The 17,003-nt window shown below is 73.8% G+C and carries 13 protein-coding genes and 1 pseudogene; 11 read left to right on the top strand and 3 right to left on the bottom strand.

The features are described from left to right. Positions 1-35: 35 nt before the first annotated feature. Positions 36-1,025, bottom strand: coding sequence for a hypothetical protein (locus tag OG899_RS22545; protein WP_306467619.1), 990 nt, complete (start codon positions 1,023-1,025; stop codon positions 36-38). A gap of 192 nt (positions 1,026-1,217) precedes the next feature. Next, positions 1,218-1,358, bottom strand: a pseudogene (locus OG899_RS22550) (helix-turn-helix domain-containing protein); the annotation flags it as partial. Between the two features lie 301 nt (positions 1,359-1,659). On the opposite strand from OG899_RS22550, the gene OG899_RS22555 reads away from it, so the two are divergent. Then, positions 1,660-3,801, top strand: a complete 2,142-nt coding sequence (locus OG899_RS22555; protein ID WP_125496079.1) for a primosomal protein N' — start codon at positions 1,660-1,662, stop codon at positions 3,799-3,801. 246 nt (positions 3,802-4,047) lie between these two features. Here the strand turns inward: OG899_RS22555 and OG899_RS22560 are convergent, their stop codons facing one another. Further along, positions 4,048-4,578 carry a hypothetical protein gene (locus OG899_RS22560; protein ID WP_125496078.1) on the bottom strand — a complete coding sequence of 177 codons (531 nt, stop codon included), beginning with the start codon at positions 4,576-4,578 and terminating at the stop codon, positions 4,048-4,050. A gap of 295 nt (positions 4,579-4,873) precedes the next feature. Between OG899_RS22560 and fmt the strand changes: the two genes are divergently transcribed. From fmt to OG899_RS22610, 10 genes are all read left to right on the top strand, one after another. Then, positions 4,874-5,806 (top strand): methionyl-tRNA formyltransferase, encoded by a 933-nt coding sequence (gene fmt, locus OG899_RS22565; RefSeq protein ID WP_125496077.1) that lies wholly within the window; start codon positions 4,874-4,876, stop codon positions 5,804-5,806. A 330-nt stretch (positions 5,807-6,136) separates the two neighbouring features. Next, complete coding sequence (locus tag OG899_RS22570) at positions 6,137-7,564, top strand: RsmB/NOP family class I SAM-dependent RNA methyltransferase (RefSeq protein ID WP_125496076.1); 1,428 nt, start codon at positions 6,137-6,139, stop codon at positions 7,562-7,564. A 318-nt stretch (positions 7,565-7,882) separates the two neighbouring features. After that, complete coding sequence (rpe, locus tag OG899_RS22575) at positions 7,883-8,605, top strand: ribulose-phosphate 3-epimerase (protein WP_125496075.1); 723 nt, start codon at positions 7,883-7,885, stop codon at positions 8,603-8,605. Positions 8,606-8,733: 128 nt separating this feature from the next. Continuing rightward, the gene (locus tag OG899_RS22580; RefSeq protein WP_229813820.1) at positions 8,734-9,717 is read left to right on the top strand and encodes a sugar-binding transcriptional regulator; all 984 of its coding nucleotides are present in this window, start codon (positions 8,734-8,736) and stop codon (positions 9,715-9,717) included. An 81-nt stretch (positions 9,718-9,798) separates the two neighbouring features. Further along, positions 9,799-10,143 (top strand): barstar family protein, encoded by a 345-nt coding sequence (locus OG899_RS22585; RefSeq protein WP_125496074.1) that lies wholly within the window; start codon positions 9,799-9,801, stop codon positions 10,141-10,143. Between the two features lie 122 nt (positions 10,144-10,265). Further along, positions 10,266-11,717 (top strand): GuaB1 family IMP dehydrogenase-related protein, encoded by a 1,452-nt coding sequence (locus OG899_RS22590; protein WP_125496073.1) that lies wholly within the window; start codon positions 10,266-10,268, stop codon positions 11,715-11,717. Positions 11,718-12,038: 321 nt separating this feature from the next. After that, on the top strand, positions 12,039-13,517 hold the full coding sequence (locus OG899_RS22595) for an amino acid permease (protein WP_125496072.1): 1,479 nt from the start codon (positions 12,039-12,041) through the stop codon (positions 13,515-13,517). 33 nt (positions 13,518-13,550) lie between these two features. Continuing rightward, positions 13,551-14,003 (top strand): Lrp/AsnC family transcriptional regulator, encoded by a 453-nt coding sequence (locus tag OG899_RS22600; RefSeq protein ID WP_125496071.1) that lies wholly within the window; start codon positions 13,551-13,553, stop codon positions 14,001-14,003. Positions 14,004-14,417: 414 nt separating this feature from the next. Next, positions 14,418-15,206: a carbon-nitrogen hydrolase family protein gene (locus OG899_RS22605; protein ID WP_125496070.1), complete on the top strand. Its 789-nt coding sequence runs from the start codon at positions 14,418-14,420 to the stop codon at positions 15,204-15,206. Positions 15,207-15,283: 77 nt separating this feature from the next. After that, on the top strand, positions 15,284-16,978 hold the full coding sequence (locus OG899_RS22610; RefSeq protein WP_125496069.1) for an NAD(P)/FAD-dependent oxidoreductase: 1,695 nt from the start codon (positions 15,284-15,286) through the stop codon (positions 16,976-16,978). Positions 16,979-17,003 lie beyond the last annotated feature (25 nt).

Below are 17,003 nucleotides of genomic sequence, written 5' to 3' on the forward strand. Positions count from 1 at the left end.
GCGAGGGAGGCGTCGTGGACGGCGCCGGGGAGCACTCACTGCACGGTCGGATGCAGTGCGGCCGTCAGGTCGGGCGAGAGCGACGCCACGGCGGGGACGGAGCGGAAGCGTGCGAGCGTGCGCGCCAGGCGCCGCAGGTCGAGCCGGATCGTGGCCGAGTCGGCCGCGCGCACGGCGGGCAGCAGCTCGCGGGCGAGAGAGCAGGCGTGCTCCACCTCGCCGGCGCGGGCGTGGGCGAGTGCACGGCGGATGCCGTACCGGGCCCGGGTGCGCAGCGCGTGCGGCGGCAGGCGTTCGCAGCAGGCGTCGAGCAGCTCAGCCGCCTGGCGTGGACGTCCCAGATCGAGCAGACACCACCCGGTGATCATGGTGATGGGATCGTCGAGGTTGCTGGGTCCGAGCCGAGGGGTGTCCGGGTCGGGGGCTTCGGACTCCAGCAGACACCGGGCCTGTTCCAGGTGCCGCAGGCATGCGGTGTGGTCTCCCGCCAGTGCGTGTCCCTGGCCCACGTGCTGCGCGGCGAATCCGCGGATGCGGGCGGGTACGCGGGGAGACAGCGCCCCGGATGCCAGGGAAATCGTCTCCGTGGCGTCGCCGGCGTAGTAGCTGATCAGTGCGCGGCGGGTGAGCGCGTAGGCGGACAGGACGCGGTCCCCGGCCGCGTCGGCGAGTCGCACGGCATGCTCGGTCCAGTCGAGGGCGGCCTCGTCGTCGCCCGACTCCTGGGCCATCCAGCCGGCGAACTCCGCGTGGCGGGCGGCGAGGTTCAGCAGGCCGGACTTCGTGCGGCCCGCGCAGTGGTCCGACAGGTCGCGCAGACACCGCGTCTGCTCGGCGAGCACGGGCAGCAGCGTGTGCGGCGGGGACAGCTGTCCCACGCGGCGGAACTGGGTGAAGAGGTCCCGGTACGTCGCCACCGGATCCGGACCCGGATCAGGATCCGCCGACCCGAGGCCCGGGACGTGGGCGGCGATCCTGTCGTCGAGAGGCGCTACGGCCAGCACCGACGCCGCGCCCACGGCCATGACCTGGCGCCTGGTCGGCCGTCCGTCGTCGTACGACCGGAGGACTCCGGCCGCCGTACGACGCCGCCCGGGCGTCTTTGGCCGGTCGGCCGGTGTCCGTGCGCCTCGGCGGTCCTTCACGGCCGGTACCAGGCGGGCCAGTGTTCCGCCGGTGCCGAGCACTGCGTCGCACAGGCGGGCGAACTCCGGTGTGGGACGCCTCAGCCCGTTCTCGATCTTGCTCAGTTGACTCTTGCTGTAGTGAACAGCGGCAGCGAACTGCGACAGCGTGAGACCGGCTCTGATGCGCAGACGGCGTAACTCCGCGCCGAACACGGCTGGCTCGTGCAGCACTGACCCCCCTCATGTGCCGGACCCGCCGGGCCCCTCATGTGTCCCTTCTGCACGACCAGCGTCGGCCGGAGATCGTGCCCGGGACAAGCGATCGGCGGCGTTTCCCGTTTCCAGTTCGGCTGCCTGTACCGCGGGGCCGGCGCGTATGCCCGGGGCGGCGCCGACGGCCGGATTGCGGGGGCGAATGTCCGATCCTGCGGTCTTGCGCCGCCGGACGCGGTGATCGTCCCGGCGCCGCAGGCGGCCGGTGCCGGATTCCGGCAGGCGTCCGTTGTCGGTGGCCTTTGGTAAGAATGCAAGCGTGAGCAGCGAGAACAAGGCGGGCAACGGCGCGGGGGCGCCGCCGGAGCAGCTCGCGCTCATCCGGGAGAGCGTGCGCAAGGCGAAGGCGCCCCGTGCCAAGCCGCGCACCTGGCGGGGTGCGGCGCTGGCCGAGCGGCTGCCCGTCGCGCGGGTGCTCGTCGACAAGGGCGTGCTCCACCTCGACCGGTACTTCGACTACGCCGTGCCCGCGGACCTGGACGCCGACGCCCAGCCCGGCGTACGGGTGCGAGTGCGGTTCGGGGCCGGGCGGCACCGGGTGCGCGAGGGGCGCCGGGAGGGCGGGGGACTCGTCGACGGATTCCTGATCGAGCGGCTCGCCGAGTCGGACTACAACGGGCCGCTGGCCGCCCTCGCCCAGGTCGTCTCGCCGGAGCCCGTGCTCAGCGAGGAGCTGCTGCGGCTGGCCAGGGCGGTCGCCGACCGGTACGCGGGCAGTGTCGCCGACGTGCTGCAGCTCGCCGTCCCGCCGCGCAGCGCCCGGGCCGAACAGCAGCCGTCGCCTCCTGCGCTGCCTCCACCGCCCGCCCCGGACGCGGGCTCCTGGTCCCGGTACGAGCACGGCAGCTCCTTCATCGCCTCACTGGCCTCCGGGGGCACTCCGCGAGCCGTGTGGACCGCGCTGCCCGGCCCCGGGTGGAGCGAGGAACTGGCCGTCGCCGTCGCCGCGACCCTCGCCTCCGGCCGCGGCGCGCTCGTCGTCGTGCCCGACGGCCGGGCCGCGGCCCGGGTGGACACCGCGCTCACCGCGCTCCTCGGCGAGGGCCGGCATGCGCTGCTCACCGCGGACGCCGGCCCCGAGCGGCGGTACCGGCAGTGGCTCGCGGTGCGCCGGGGTTCGGTGCGAGCCGTCGTCGGCACCCGGGCCGCGATGTTCGCGCCGGTGCGCGACCTGGGCCTGGTCGCCGTCTGGGACGACGGGGACGACAGCCACAGCGAGCAGCACGCTCCTCAGCCGCACGCCCGGGACGTGCTGCTGCTGCGGGCCGCTCAGGACCGGTGCGCGTTTCTGCTCGGCAGCCGGAGCTGCACCGTGGAGGCCGCGCAGCTCGTCGACAGCGGCTGGGCCCGCCCCCTGGTGGCGCACCGGGAACAGGTCCGGCGGGCGGCGCCCCTGGTGCGTACCGTCGGCGACGCCGATCTGGCGCGGGACGAGGCGGCCCGCGCGGCACGGCTGCCCTCGGCGGCCTGGCAGGTGGCCCGGGACGGACTGCGGCACGGCCCGGTGCTGGTGCAGGTGCCCCGGCGCGGATATGTGCCGCGGATGGCGTGCGCCCAGTGCCGGGCTCCGGCCCGCTGCCGTCACTGCCAGGGGCCGCTGCAGGGGCAGGACGCCTCGGTGCTGCGCTGCGGCTGGTGCGGCCGGGAGGAGTCCGCGTGGCACTGCCCGGAGTGCGGTGCGTTCCGGCTGCGCGCCCAGGTCGTCGGTGCCCGGCGCACGGCCGAGGAACTGGGGCGGGCCTTTCCCACGGTTCCGGTGCGCACCTCGGGACGTGAGCACGTCCTGGACACGGTGCCGGCGTCGCCCGCGCTGGTGGTGAGCACACCCGGCGCCGAACCGGTCGCGGAGGGGGGATACGCGGCGGCGCTGCTCCTGGACGGCTGGGCCATGCTGAGCCGGCCCGACCTGCGGGCGGGCGAGGACGCGCTGCGCCGCTGGATCGCGGCGGCGGCGCTGGTGCGGCCGCAGGCGGAGGGCGGCACGGTCGTGGTCGTGGCCGAGCCCACCCTGCGGCCTGTGCAGGCGCTGGTCCGCTGGGATCCGGTCGGCCACGCGATGCGTGAACTCGCCGAGCGGGCCGAACTCGGGTTCCCGCCGGTGTCCCGGATGGCGGCCGTGACCGGCCCGCCCGCGGCGGTCGCGGAGTTCCTGCGTGCGGTGGAGCTGCCCGCCGAGGCCGAGGTGCTGGGACCGGTGCCGTTGCCGGTCACTCCGCCCGGGCGGCCCCGGCGGCCGGGCGCGCCGCCACCCGGGGAGCACTGGGAGCGCGCACTGGTCCGGGTGCCGCCGGGCCGCGGCGCCGCGCTCGCCGCCGCGCTGAAGACGGCGCAGGCGGCACGCATGGCGCGGGGGAACGGCGAGCCGGTGTGGGTGCGGATCGACCCGCCGGACATCGGCTGAGTTTGTCCGCCGGGCGCCGGGCCGGCTTCGCTGGACACCGGCGGGACCTGCTGGACTTCGGCTGATGCGGAGCCGCAGTGCCGTCCGCCCACGCGTCGGCCATCGGCGCTCTTCCGGGCGTGCCGGAAGAGCGCCGGGTGCGGGGCCGTGGAAGACCGACGGTGTGCTTGTGCGCCGGACCAGGAGGAGGACGCAGGCGTCCGGGGACGGTCCGGCGGCGTATCGCTGCCGGACCGAGGCCGGACGTCAGCCGTTGCGGGGACCGGGCAGCGGAGTGGCCCGGGACTCCTCGCGCAGCGCCGGGCTGCCCGCCGTCGGCTGCGCCGGCATGGAGCGAGCCGCGGGCACCACCGGCACGCCGCCGACGTTGACCGTCCGGGTGCCCGACGGCTCCGTACGGCGCTCGGCCTCCGCGGCCGCCTGCGCGGCGGCGCGCCGCGAACCGTACCGGCGGTGGACCGCCTGCTTGGTGACGCCGAGCGCCGAGCCCACGGCGTCCCAGGAGAAGCCGAGCGAGCGGTCGAAGTCCACGGCGGCCGTGACCAGGGTCTCGACGCTGTCGCGGAGTTCCTGGGCGAGACGGACGGTCGGGGCGGGGGCGCGTCCGTAGACGACGAAGCCCGTGGAGGGGCCGGTGCGGCGCGGGCGGTAGACGTTGCCCAGCTGCGCGGTGAGCGTGCGCAGGGCGTCCACCTGCCGGCGGACCCGCTCGATGTCCCGCACCAGCAAGTGCAGGCTGGCCCGGGCCTGGGCGTCGTGGGTTGAGTGGTCGGCCATGAACAAGCCTCTCGAACCGGCGTGGAAAGGAAGCGGGCCGCGCGAGCGGCCCACGGGGTCAACTCTGTCTTGACCAACGTCCGTGACGTGTCGCTGGTCACGGTGCGGGGCGTGGACGCCGATCCGTACGCCCCCTCGCGGGCCGGGCGTGCGCTGTGCTTCCGCGACACGCGACTGCGCCGTGTTCCCGTGCGCGGGGCGTGCGGGAGTCCGGCTGCCGCTCCGCGCCGTCCAAGGTCATAAACTGGTGGGCCGCCTGCCCACCCGCCCCCGACCGAGAGGCCCGCACCCGCCCATGAAGCTCGTCTTCGCCGGTACCCCCGAGGTCGCCGTTCCCGCTCTGGACGCCCTGCTCGCCTCCGACCGGCACGAGGTCGCGGCCGTCGTCACCCGTCCCGACGCGCCCGCCGGACGCGGACGCCGGCTGGTCGCCAGCCCGGTCGCCGAGCGGGCCGAGGAGGCCGGCATCGAGGTGCTCAAGCCGGAGCGGCCCCGCGATCCGGGGTTCGTGGAGCGGCTGAAGCAGATCGCCCCCGACTGCTGCCCGGTCGTCGCCTACGGCGCCCTGCTGCCGCGCACGGTCCTGGACATCCCCCGGCACGGCTGGGTGAACCTGCACTTCTCCCTGCTGCCGGCCTGGCGCGGCGCCGCGCCCGTGCAGCACGCGATCATGGCGGGCGACGAGATCACCGGCGCGTCCACCTTCCTCATCGAGGAGGGTCTGGACTCCGGACCGGTCTACGGCACGATCACCGAGCCCGTCCGGCCCACCGACACCAGCGGCGACCTGCTCACCCGGCTCGCGCTGGCCGGTGCCGGGCTGCTCGCCGCCACCATGGACGGCATCGAGGACGGCACCCTGAAGGCCGTGCCGCAGCCGGCCGAGGGCATCACCCTCGCCCCGAAGATCACCGTCGAGGACGCCCGGATCGACTGGCAGGCCCCGGCGCTGCGCGTGGACCGCGTGGTGCGCGGCTGCACCCCGGCCCCCGGCGCCTGGACCACGTTCCGCGGGGAGCGGCTCAAGCTGATCCAGGTCGCCCTGGTCCCCGAGCGCACGGACCTCGCCCCGGGCGCGCTCGCCGCGGGCAAGAACAACGTGTACGCCGGCACCGGCTCGCACGCCGTCGAGCTGCTGTGGGTGCAGGCACAGGGCAAGAAGCCGATGCGGGCCGCGGACTGGGCGCGCGGGGTGCGCATCGCGCCGGGCGAGACCCTCGGCAGCTGACCGGCGCACCGGCCCACCGGCCCAGCGGCGGGCGACGTAGGCTGGGGGCGCGGTGACCGGCCGCCCGGAGCGCGACTGCGCGGAGGACGGCGGAGCGGCACCCGCGGCTCCGTGGGGCGGCCCGCGCGGCTCGTGAGGCGCCTCGGTCGGGGTCCTCGTCCGCTGCGAAACGGCATCACCGGCGGCAGACCACGACACCGTACGCACCGCGCACGCCCCGGCGGACCCGCTGCTGCCCCGCGCGTCCCTGTCCGGCGCACCGCCCGCGCACCCGACCGGCGCACGGCTTTCCGGCCGGCGCCCCCGCACCACGACCGGAGCACCTTTTTCGTGAGCGACACCCCCCGTCGGCCCCGCAGGCCAGCCAAGCCCTACCGGCGGCCCAAGAAGGACCCCGTCCGCCTCCTCGCCTTCGAGGCGCTGCGCGCCGTGGACGAACGCGACGCGTACGCCAATCTCGTCCTGCCGCCGCTGCTGCGCGCGGCACGCGAGAAGGAGGGGCCGGACCAGTTCGACGCGCGGGACGCCGCGCTCGCCACCGAGCTGGTCTACGGCACCCTGCGCCGCCAGGGCACCTACGACGCGATCATCGCCGCCTGCGTGGACCGTCCGCTCAGGGAGGTCGACCCGCCGGTCCTGGACGTGCTCGGCCTCGGCGTCCACCAGCTGCTCGGCACCCGCATCCCCAGCCACGCCGCCGTCTCCGCCACCGTCGAGCTGGCCCGGGTCGTCCTCGGCGACGGGCGGGCGAAGTTCGTCAACGCCGTGCTGCGCAAGGTGGCCCGGGACGACCTCGACGGCTGGCTGGAGCGGGTCGCTCCGCCCTGGGACGAGGACCCCGAGGAGCACCTGGCCGTCGTCCACTCCCACCCGCGCTGGGTCGTCTCCGCGCTGTGGGACTCCCTGGGCGGCGGACGCGCCGGCATCGAGGAACTGCTCCGCGCCGACAACGAACGCCCCGAGGTCACTCTGGTCGCCCGGCCCGGACGGGCGAGCACCGAGGAACTGCTGCGCGAGCGGTCCGCGGTGCCCGGCCGCTGGTCGCCCTACGCCGTGCGGCTCACCGAGGGCGGTGAACCGGGAGCCGTTCCGGCCGTGCGGGAGGGCCGGGCCGGAGTCCAGGACGAGGGCAGCCAGCTGGTCGCGCTCGCCCTGGCCGGCGCACCGCTGGACGGGCCGGACGAGCGCTGGCTCGACGCGTGCGCCGGACCGGGCGGCAAGGCGGCCCTGCTGGCCGCGCTGGCCGCCGAGCGCGGGGCCGCGCTGGTCGCCTCCGAGAAGCAGCCGCACCGCGCCGGGCTGGTCGCCAAGGCCCTGGCCGGAAACCCGGGCCCGTACCAGGTCGTCACCGCCGACGGCACCCGCCCGGCCTGGCGGCCCGGCAGCTTCGACCGGGTGCTCGTCGACGTGCCCTGCACCGGTCTCGGCGCCCTGCGCCGGCGCCCCGAGGCACGGTGGCGGCGACGCCCGGAGGACCTGGACGGCTTCGCCCCGCTCCAGCGCGACCTGCTGCGCACCGCCCTGGAGTCGGTCCGCGTCGGCGGAGTCGTCGCCTACGCCACCTGCTCGCCCCACCTCGCCGAGACCCGCGCCGTCGTCTCCGACGTGCTGAAGAAGATGCCCGAGGCGGACCTCCTCGACGCCCGTCCGCTCCTCGACGGCGTACCGGAGCTGGGCGACGGCCCGGACGTGCAGCTGTGGCCGCACCTGCACGGCACGGACGCGATGTACCTGGCGCTGCTGCGCAGGACCGGCTGACGGGCCCGGCCACCGGCACGGCCGCCGTGCGGGAGCGGCCGACGGCCCCCGTGCACCCGGCGCTGCCGCGCGCCACCGGCTCGAGGAACCCGAGCGTCTGACGCCGCCGTGCCGCCGCGCGGGACCGGACCGCACGGACCGGCCGCGCGGCGTACCGGCGTAGGTCACCCCACGGCGGCTGGCCGCCCGCCGGGGACGCCGCGCACCCGCACCTCGCCGGTGCCGGACAGCGACGTCCCACGGCCCCGATCCGGGCGTCGGCCCGTGCACCCCGGACCGCGTTCCGGCCGGGCCTCGCGGCATGGCAGGCTTGAGGGCATGGCCGTGCAGATCAACCCCAGCATCCTGTCCGCGGACTTCGCGCGTCTCGCCGACGAGGCGAAGGCGGTCGAAGGCGCCGACTGGCTCCACGTCGACGTGATGGACAACCACTTCGTCCCCAACCTCACCCTCGGCGTGCCGGTCGTGGAATCCCTGGCGCGGGCCACGGACACCCCGCTGGACTGCCACCTGATGATCGAGGACCCCGACCGCTGGGCCCCGCAGTACGTCGAGGCGGGCGCCTCCTCGGTCACCTTCCACGCCGAGGCCGCCGCCGCCCCGGTCCGCCTGGCCCGCGAGATCCGCGCCAAGGGCGCCCGGGCCTCCATGGCGCTCAAGCCCGCCACGCCCGTCGAGCCGTTCGAGGACCTGCTCCCCGAGCTGGACATGATCCTGATCATGACGGTGGAGCCCGGCTTCGGCGGGCAGGCGTTCCTCGACATCATGCTGCCCAAGATCCGCCGCACCCGAGAGCTGATCGCCAAGCACGGCCTGTCGCTGTGGCTCCAGGTCGACGGCGGGGTCTCCGCCGCCACCGTCGAGCGCTGCGCGGAGGCCGGCGCCGACGTCTTCGTGGCCGGTTCGGCCGTCTACGGCGCCGACGACCCGGCGGAGGCGGTCCGTGCCCTGCGCGCCAGTGCCGAGGCGGCCACCTCCAGGGCGGCCTGGGCCTGCGCCCACGGGGGTCCGCGAAGCGAAGGCGGGGCATCAGCATCGTGAACGGTCCTCCACAGGGCTGATCGAGTGCGCCGGATCTGCAAGGATGAACGGCGAATCCAGAGTGTGAACAGCAGTGCAGTGAGGAGAGCGCCGTGTCGGGTATGTCAGCGGGCCGGTCAGCAGTGCGGATGGGACCCGCTGAGCTGGTTCAGGCGGCGGCCATGGCCCGCCGTTTCTACCTCGAGGGCAAATCCAAGATCCAGATCGCCGAGGAGTTCGGGGTCAGCCGGTTCAAGGTGGCCCGGGTCCTGGAGACCGCTCTCGAACGGGACCTCGTCCGCATCGAGATCCGTGTGCCGGCCGAGCTGGACGCCGAGCGCTCCGACGCCTTGCGCGCCCGCTACGGCCTGAGGCACGCCGTCGTCGTGGAGTCCCCGGCCGACGCCGAGGAGACCCCCGACCCGGAGAACCTCGGCGAGGTCGCCGCCGACCTGCTCGGCGAGCTCGTCACCGAAGGGGACGTCCTGGGCCTGGCCTGGGGCCGTTCCACCATCCACATGGCGGCGGCCCTGGACCGGCTGCCGCCGTGCACCGTCGTACAGCTGACCGGCGTGTACGACGCCGGCACCGCCGAGCGGGGCTCGGTCGAGGCCGTCCGCCGCGCCGCGCAGGTCTCCGGCGGCGACGCGCACCCCATCTACGCGCCGATGCTGCTGCCGGACGCGGCCACCGCCGCGGCGCTGCGCAACCAGACCGGCATCGCCCGCGCCTTCGAGTACTTCGACAAGGTCACGGTGGCCTGCGTGTCCATCGGCTCCTGGGAGCCGGGCATCTCCACCGTGCACGACATGCTCAGCGAGGAGGAGCGCGCCCACTACGCCTCGCTGGGCGTGGCCGCGGAGATGTCCGCGCACCTCTTCGACGCCGAGGGCCGCCGCATCGGACGGGACCTGGGGGAGCGGTGCATCACCGTCAAGGCCGACCAGCTGCGCCGCATCCCCGAGGTGGTGGCCATCGCGGGCGGGCAGCGCAAGGCGCCGGCGATCGACGCGGTGCTGCGCTCCGGCCTGGTCACCAGCCTGGTCACGGACACCTCGGCCGCCGACTACCTGATGACGGCCGGCCCCGCCCCGAAGCCCGCCCTGAACCGGGCGGACCCCGACGGAGCCTGACGGACCCCGCAGCGGGGGCGCCGCCCGGCGCCCCCGCGCTGCTGCGGACGACACCCACCGCGGAGACGAGACGACACCGAGATGAGCGAACACACCCCGCGGACCGAGCTCGCGGACCGGGCCGTGGTCACCCTCGACCTGGACGGCGTCACCGACAAGGCCGCCCTCATGGACCGCGTCGCCGCCGCGCTGCGGCTGCCCGACTGGTTCGGCCGCAACTGGGACGCACTCGCCGACAGCCTCGGCGACCCCTCGGTGTGGCCCGCCCCGGCCGCCGAGCGCGGGCTGCTGCTCGTGGTCCGCGGCTGGCAGGCGTACGCGCAGGCCGACCCGCGGGAGTGGCAGATCGCACAGGAGGTCTTCACCGAGGCCGCGGACCGCAGCCGGGCCGTCACCGTGGCCCTGGCTCTCGGAGGAACCTCCTAACGCGTCCGCGCTGTGCTGGGCGATGCGACAGGGCATGCCAGGCCCTTTCGCATGGGAGAATGAAGTACGTGCTTTTTCCCCCTGGCTGTCCCGTCGGGGGGCCACCTTTGATCCCTTGGGATGTGCAGCACGTGCGTTTCCTCAACGACATCCAGCCCCCGTACGACCTGACGTACGACGACGTCTTCATGGTGCCGCGCCGCAGCGCGGTCGGCTCGCGTCAGGGCGTGGACCTCAGCTCCCCGGACGGCACGGGCACCACCATCCCGATCGTCGTCTCCAACATGACCGCGATCGCCGGCCGCCGCATGGCCGAGACCGTCGCCCGCCGCGGCGGTCTGGTGGTCATCCCCCAGGACATCCCGATCGACGTGGTCACCGACGTCATCTCCTGGGTCAAGAGCCGTCACCTGGTGCTGGACACCCCGATCGTCCTGGCCCCGCACCAGACGGTCGCCGACGCCCTCGCCCTGCTGCCCAAGCGGGCGCACAACGCCGGCGTGGTCGTCGACGACGAGCAGCGGCCCATCGGCGTCGTCACCGACCGGGACCTGACCGGTGTCGACCGCTTCACCCAGCTCGAAGTGGTCATGTCCCGGGACCTGCTGCTGCTCGACGCGGAGATCGACCCGCGCAAGGCCTTCAACACCCTCGACGCCGCCAACCGCCGGTACGCGCCCGCCGTCGACAAGGACGGCCGCCTGGCCGGCATCCTCACCCGCAAGGGCGCACTGCGCGCCACCCTGTACACCCCGGCCACCGACGCCGCCGGCAAGCTGCGCATCGCCGCCGCCGTCGGCATCAACGGCGACGTGGGCGGCAAGGCCAAGCAGCTGCTGGACGCGGGCGTCGACACGCTCGTCATCGACACCGCGCACGGCCACCAGGAGACGATGATCGCCGCGATCCGCACGGTCCGCGCCCTGGACCCGCAGGTGCCCGTCGTGGCCGGCAACATCGTCTCCGCCGAGGGCGTGCGCGACCTCGTCGAGGCGGGCGCGGACATCATCAAGGTCGGCGTCGGCCCCGGCGCCATGTGCACCACCCGCATGATGACCGGCGTGGGCCGGCCGCAGTTCTCCGCGGTGCTGGAGTGCGCCGCCGAGGCGAAGAAGTACGGCAAGCACGTGTGGGCCGACGGTGGCGTCCGTCACCCGCGCGACGTGGCCATGGCCCTCGCGGCCGGCGCGTCCAATGTGATGATCGGCTCCTGGTTCGCCGGCACCTACGAGTCGCCCGGCGACCTGCAGCAGGACGCCGACGGCCGCCTGTACAAGGAGTCCTTCGGCATGGCCTCCGCGCGCGCGGTGCGCAACCGCACGGCCGAGGACTCCGCGTACGACCGCGCCCGCAAGGCGCTGTTCGAGGAGGGCATCTCCACCTCCCGGATGTTCCTCGACCCGGCCCGCCCGGGTGTGGAGGACCTGATCGACTCGATCGTCGCGGGTGTCCGCTCCGCCTGCACCTACGCCGGTGCCGCCACCCTGGAGGAGTTCGCCGACAAGGCCGTCGTCGGCGTCCAGAGCGCCGCCGGCTACGCCGAGGGCAAGCCGCTGCACGCCAGCTGGACCTGACCGGCGCACCCTGCTTCCACGGCCCCTGACCGCCCGCCGCCCGCGGGGGGACAGGGGCCGTACGCATGCCCGCACACCGGGACACACTGCCCGAGCCGTGCGCAAAAGTCCGTATCCTGGTGTGCAACGAAGATCCATTTCGGGCCCGAGAACGCAATGATCGTGCGCAGGCGCGCAAGGTTGCTGCGTTACGCTCGTGAAGCACGGCCTCGTATGGTCTGCGCAGTACTCGGCGTGGCAGGGACCCCGCTCGGTGGTGCCCTGGGACGGGCGCCGCCTGCCCCCGCCGCGATCCACCACCCAGCGACAAGGAGCCCGCGCGTGCTCGATCAGGGCGCACCCCCGGACCACAGCAGCCCCGCCGTCCCCGCGACCGCCGGGGCCCGTCTGATGCGGCGCAAGTCCGTGGAACGCCTGGTCGCGGAGGGTGGCCAGGGTGAGGGTGGCTCGCTGCGCCGCTCCCTCGGCCTGTGGCAGCTGACCATGATCAGCATCGGTGCCACCCTGGGCACCGGCATCTTCGTGGTCCTCGGCGAGGCGGTCCCCAAGGCCGGGCCCGCCGTCACCCTGTCCTTCGTGATAGCCGGCCTCACGGCCCTGTTCTCGGCCCTGTCCTACGCCGAGCTGGCCGGCACCATCCCGGTCTCCGGCTCCTCGTACTCGTACGCATACGCAACGATGGGCGAGCTGATCGCCTGGGTGTGCGGATGGTGTCTGGTGCTCGAGTACGGCGTGTCGGTGGCCGCGGTCGCCGTCGGCTGGGGCGAGTACCTCAACGAACTGCTGAAGGGCACGATCGGCGTCACCCTCCCGGCGTCGCTGTCGGCCCCGCCCGGCGACGGCGGCGTGTTCAACCTGCCGGCGCTGATCGTCGTCCTGCTGGCCATGGTCTTCCTGCTGGGCGGCGCCCGGGAGTCCGCCCGCGCCAACACGATCATGGTGATGGTGAAGATCGCCGCACTGGTGCTGTTCTGCGCCATCGGCGTGCAGGGCTTCCGCTCCGGCAACTACTCCCACTTCATGCCGCTGGGCATGAGCGGTGTCAGCGCGGCCGGCGCCACGCTGTTCTTCTCCTACATCGGCTTCGACGCCGCCTCCACCGCCGGCGAGGAGGCGAAGAACGCGCAGCGCGACCTGCCCCGCGCGATCATGCTGTCGCTGGTCATCGTCACCGCCCTGTACGTCCTGGTCGCCGCCGTCGCCGTGGGCGCCAAGCCGTGGCGGCAGTTCGACGACTCCGAGGCGGCCCTGGCGCAGATCATGCGGGAGGTCACCGGGCAGAGCTTCTGGGGCACCCTGCTGGCCGCGTGCGCGGTCGTCGCCATCGCCAGCGTCGTGCTGACCGTGCTCTACGGCCAGACCCGCATCCTGTTCGCGATGTCCCGCGACGGGCTGGTGCCCAAGGTGTTCTCCCGCGTCCACCCGAAGACCGGGGCGCCCCGTGCCAACACCCTGATCGTCTCCGCGTTCTGCGGTGTGCTGGCTGCGGCGGTCCCGCTGGGCCAGCTCGCCGACGCCACCAGCATCGGCACCCTGTTCGCCTTCGCCCTGGTCAATGTCGCCGTCGTGGTGCTGCGCCGGACCCGCCCGACCATGCACCGCACCTTCCGGGTGCCGCTGTCACCGGTGCTGCCCGCGCTGGGCTTCCTCTTCTGCGTCTGGATGATGGGCAGCCTGTCCGCGGTGACCTGGGTGGTCTTCGGAGTCTGGATGGTCGTCGGACTCGTGTTCTACTTCGTATACGGCTATCGCCGATCCCGCCTCGCGGCACCCGCAGGTTGCGCGACGGCGGAGCAGTAGAACCACCGAAGACGAAGAAGTGACCCGTACCCCGTGCTGAACGATCTCGACGAACGCATCGTGCACGCCCTCGCCGAGGACGCCCGCCGCTCCTACGCGGACATCGGGCAGCTCGTCGGCCTCTCCGCCCCCGCGGTCAAGCGGCGCGTGGACCGGCTGCGCGCCACCGGAGCCATCACCGGTTTCACCGTCCGTGTCGATCCCGCGGCGCTCGGCTGGGCGACCGAGGGGTTCGTCGAGATCTACTGCCGCAGCAACACCTCCCCGGAGACCATCCAGCGCGGGCTGGAGCGGTACCAGGAGGTCGTCGCCGCCTCCACCGTCACCGGCGACGCCGACGCGATCGCCCACATCTTCGCCGCGGACATGCGGCACTTCGAACGCGTCCTGGAACGCATCGCCGGCGAGCCGTTCGTGGAACGCACCAAGTCGGTGCTGGTCCTCTCCCCGCTGGTGCGTCGCTTCACCTCCGGCTCGCCCGCCTGACGCCGGAGCCGGCCGGACGGTACCGGTACCCGCCGCACTCCCGGCGACCGCCCCGGGACGGCCCGACTCCGCGGACCGCCCCGGGACGGCCCGACTGCACGGACCGCCCCGGGACACCGGTGTCTCCGGCCGCCCCGGGGCACAGGTCTCTTCAGCCGGCCCACGGCCGTGGACCCCGACCTGCCGCCCGACCGGTCGAACAGGCGCCCGCACAGATCCCGCCGGACGGCGCCCGGCCCCTTCGACCAGCCCTTCCGCCCCCGCGCAACGAATCACCGCCGACCCGCCCCGGTACGCAACGATCGGCGCCTTACCCCGCAACAGCTGATGCTTGTCCGCGCGAGCCGGGCGACCGTACCGTCGTAACGCCTTCGTCAGGCGCCCCGATCACCCCCTCACCGGCGAGGATTCCGCATGCGCACCGCCCTGCTCCAGAGCTCCGGCCGTCCCGGCAGTGTCGCCGAGAACCTCAAGGAGCTGGACGAGGCCGCGGGCCGGGCCGCCGAGGCGGGGGCCGCGCTGCTCGTCGCCCCGGAGCTGTTCCTGACCGGATACGCCATCGGCGACGACGTCGCCCGACTCGCCGAGCCCGCCGACGGCCCGGCCGCCGACGAGGTCGCCCGGCTGGCCCGCCGGCACGGACTGGCCGTGGCCTACGGCTACCCCGAGCGCGACGGCGCGGCGGTCTTCAACTCCGCCCAGCTGATCGCCGCCGACGGCACCCGCCTGGCGAACTACCGCAAGACCCATCTGTACGGCTGCTTCGAACGCGACCAGTTCGCCCCGGGCGGGCAGCCGGTCGTCCAGGCCGAGCTGGACGGCCTGACCGTCGGCATCGTCATCTGCTACGACGTGGAGTTCCCGGAGACCGTCCGCGCCCACGCCCTGGCCGGCACGGACCTCCTCCTCGTCCCGACCGCCCAGATGCACCCCTTCCAGTTCGTCGCCGAATCCCTGGTTCCGGTGCGGGCCTTCGAGAACCAGATGTACGTGGCGTACGTCAACCGGGCCGGCCGCGAAGGGGAGTTCGAGTTCGTCGGGCTCTCCGTCCTCGCCGGACCCGACGGTGTGGCCCGCGCCCGCGGCGGGCGCGGCGAGGAACTGCTCCTCGCCGACGCCGACCGCGCCCTCCTGGCCGCCTCCCGCCTGGCCAACCCGTACCTGCGCGACCGCCGCCCCGGCCTGTACGGGTCCCTGGTCTGATCCGGTCCGCCCCCGGCCGGACCGTTCCCCCCCCCCCGAACCCTCCCGAGTTCGTCTGTGCAAGGAGTCCGTACCCCATGACGTCCACGGTGCCCAACGCCGTCGAGCACGCCGACCCGCAGCTGCCGCCGATCACCATGTTCGGTCCGGACTTCCCCTACGCCTACGACGACTATCTCGCCCACCCGGCGGGCCTGGGCCAGATACCCGCGACCGAGCACGGCACCGAGGTGGCCGTCGTCGGCGGCGGTCTGTCGGGCATCGTCGCCGCCTACGAGCTGATGAAGATGGGCCTCAAGCCCGTCGTCTACGAGGCCGACCGGATCGGCGGCCGGCTGCGCACCGTCGGCTTCGAGGGCTGCGACGCATCGCTGACCGCCGAGATGGGCGCGATGCGCTTCCCGCCGTCCTCCACGGCCCTGCAGCACTACATCGACCTGGTCGGCCTGGAGACCAAGCCGTTCCCCAACCCCCTGGCGGAGGCGACCCCGTCGACCGTCGTCGACCTCAAGGGCGAGACGCACTACGCGCGGACCATCGACGACCTGCCGCAGGTCTACCGGGACGTCGCCGACGCCTGGACCGCCTGCCTCGAGGAGGGCGCCCGCTTCTCCGAGATGAACCGTGCCATCCGGCAGCGGGACGTGCGGCGCATCCGCGAGATCTGGTCCGAGCTGGTCGAGAAACTCGACAACCAGACCTTCTACGGCTTCCTCTGCGCCTCCGAGGCCTTCCGTTCCTTCCGGCACCGCGAGATCTTCGGCCAGGTCGGCTTCGGCACCGGCGGCTGGGACACCGACTTCCCGAACTCCATTTTGGAGATCCTGCGCGTCGTCTACACCGAGGCCGACGACCACCACCGCGGCATCGTCGGCGGCTCCCAGCAGCTGCCGCTGCGGCTCTGGGAACGCCGGCCCGAGAAGATCGTCCACTGGCCGCACGGCACCTCGTTGAAGTCCCTGCACCCGGACGGCGCCCCGCGTCCGGCCGTGACCCGCCTGCACCGCACCGCCGGCAACCGGATCACCGTCACCGACGCCGGCGGCGACATCCGCACCTACCGGGCGGTGATCTTCACCGCGCAGTCGTGGATGCTGCTCTCCAAGATCCGGTGCGACGAGGAACTGTTCCCGATCGACCACTGGACCGCCATCGAGCGCACCCACTACATGGAGTCCTCCAAGCTGTTCGTCCCCGTCGACCGGCCGTTCTGGCTGGACAAGGACGACAACGGCCGCGACGTGATGTCCATGACCCTCACCGACCGGATGACCCGCGGCACCTATCTGCTCGACGACGGACCGGACCGGCCCGCCGTCATCTGCCTCTCCTACACCTGGTGCGACGACAGCCTGAAGTGGCTGCCGCTGTCCGCCGAGGAGCGGATGGAGGTCATGCTGGCGTCCCTGTCGGAGATCTATCCGAACGTCGACATCCGGAAGCACATCATCGGCAACCCGGTCACCATCTCCTGGGAGAACGAGCCCTACTTCATGGGCGCGTTCAAGGCCAACCTGCCCGGCCACTACCGCTATCAGCGCCGCCTGTTCACCCACTTCATGCAGGACCGGCTGCCCGAGGACAAGCGGGGCGTCTTCCTGGCCGGCGACGACATCTCCTGGACGGCCGGCTGGGCCGAGGGCGCCGTCCAGACCGCGCTGAACGCGGTCTGGGGCGTCATGCACCACCTCGGCGGCTCGACCGACCCGTCCAACCCCGGCCCGGGCGACGTCTTCGACGAGATCGCGCCGGTGGAACTGCCGGAGGACTAGATCGTCACTCGGCGTGGTCCTGCCG

The organism is Streptomyces thermoviolaceus (genome assembly GCF_045209695.1).
In the GTDB taxonomy this organism is placed as follows: Bacteria; Actinomycetota; Actinomycetes; order Streptomycetales; family Streptomycetaceae; genus Streptomyces; species Streptomyces thermoviolaceus.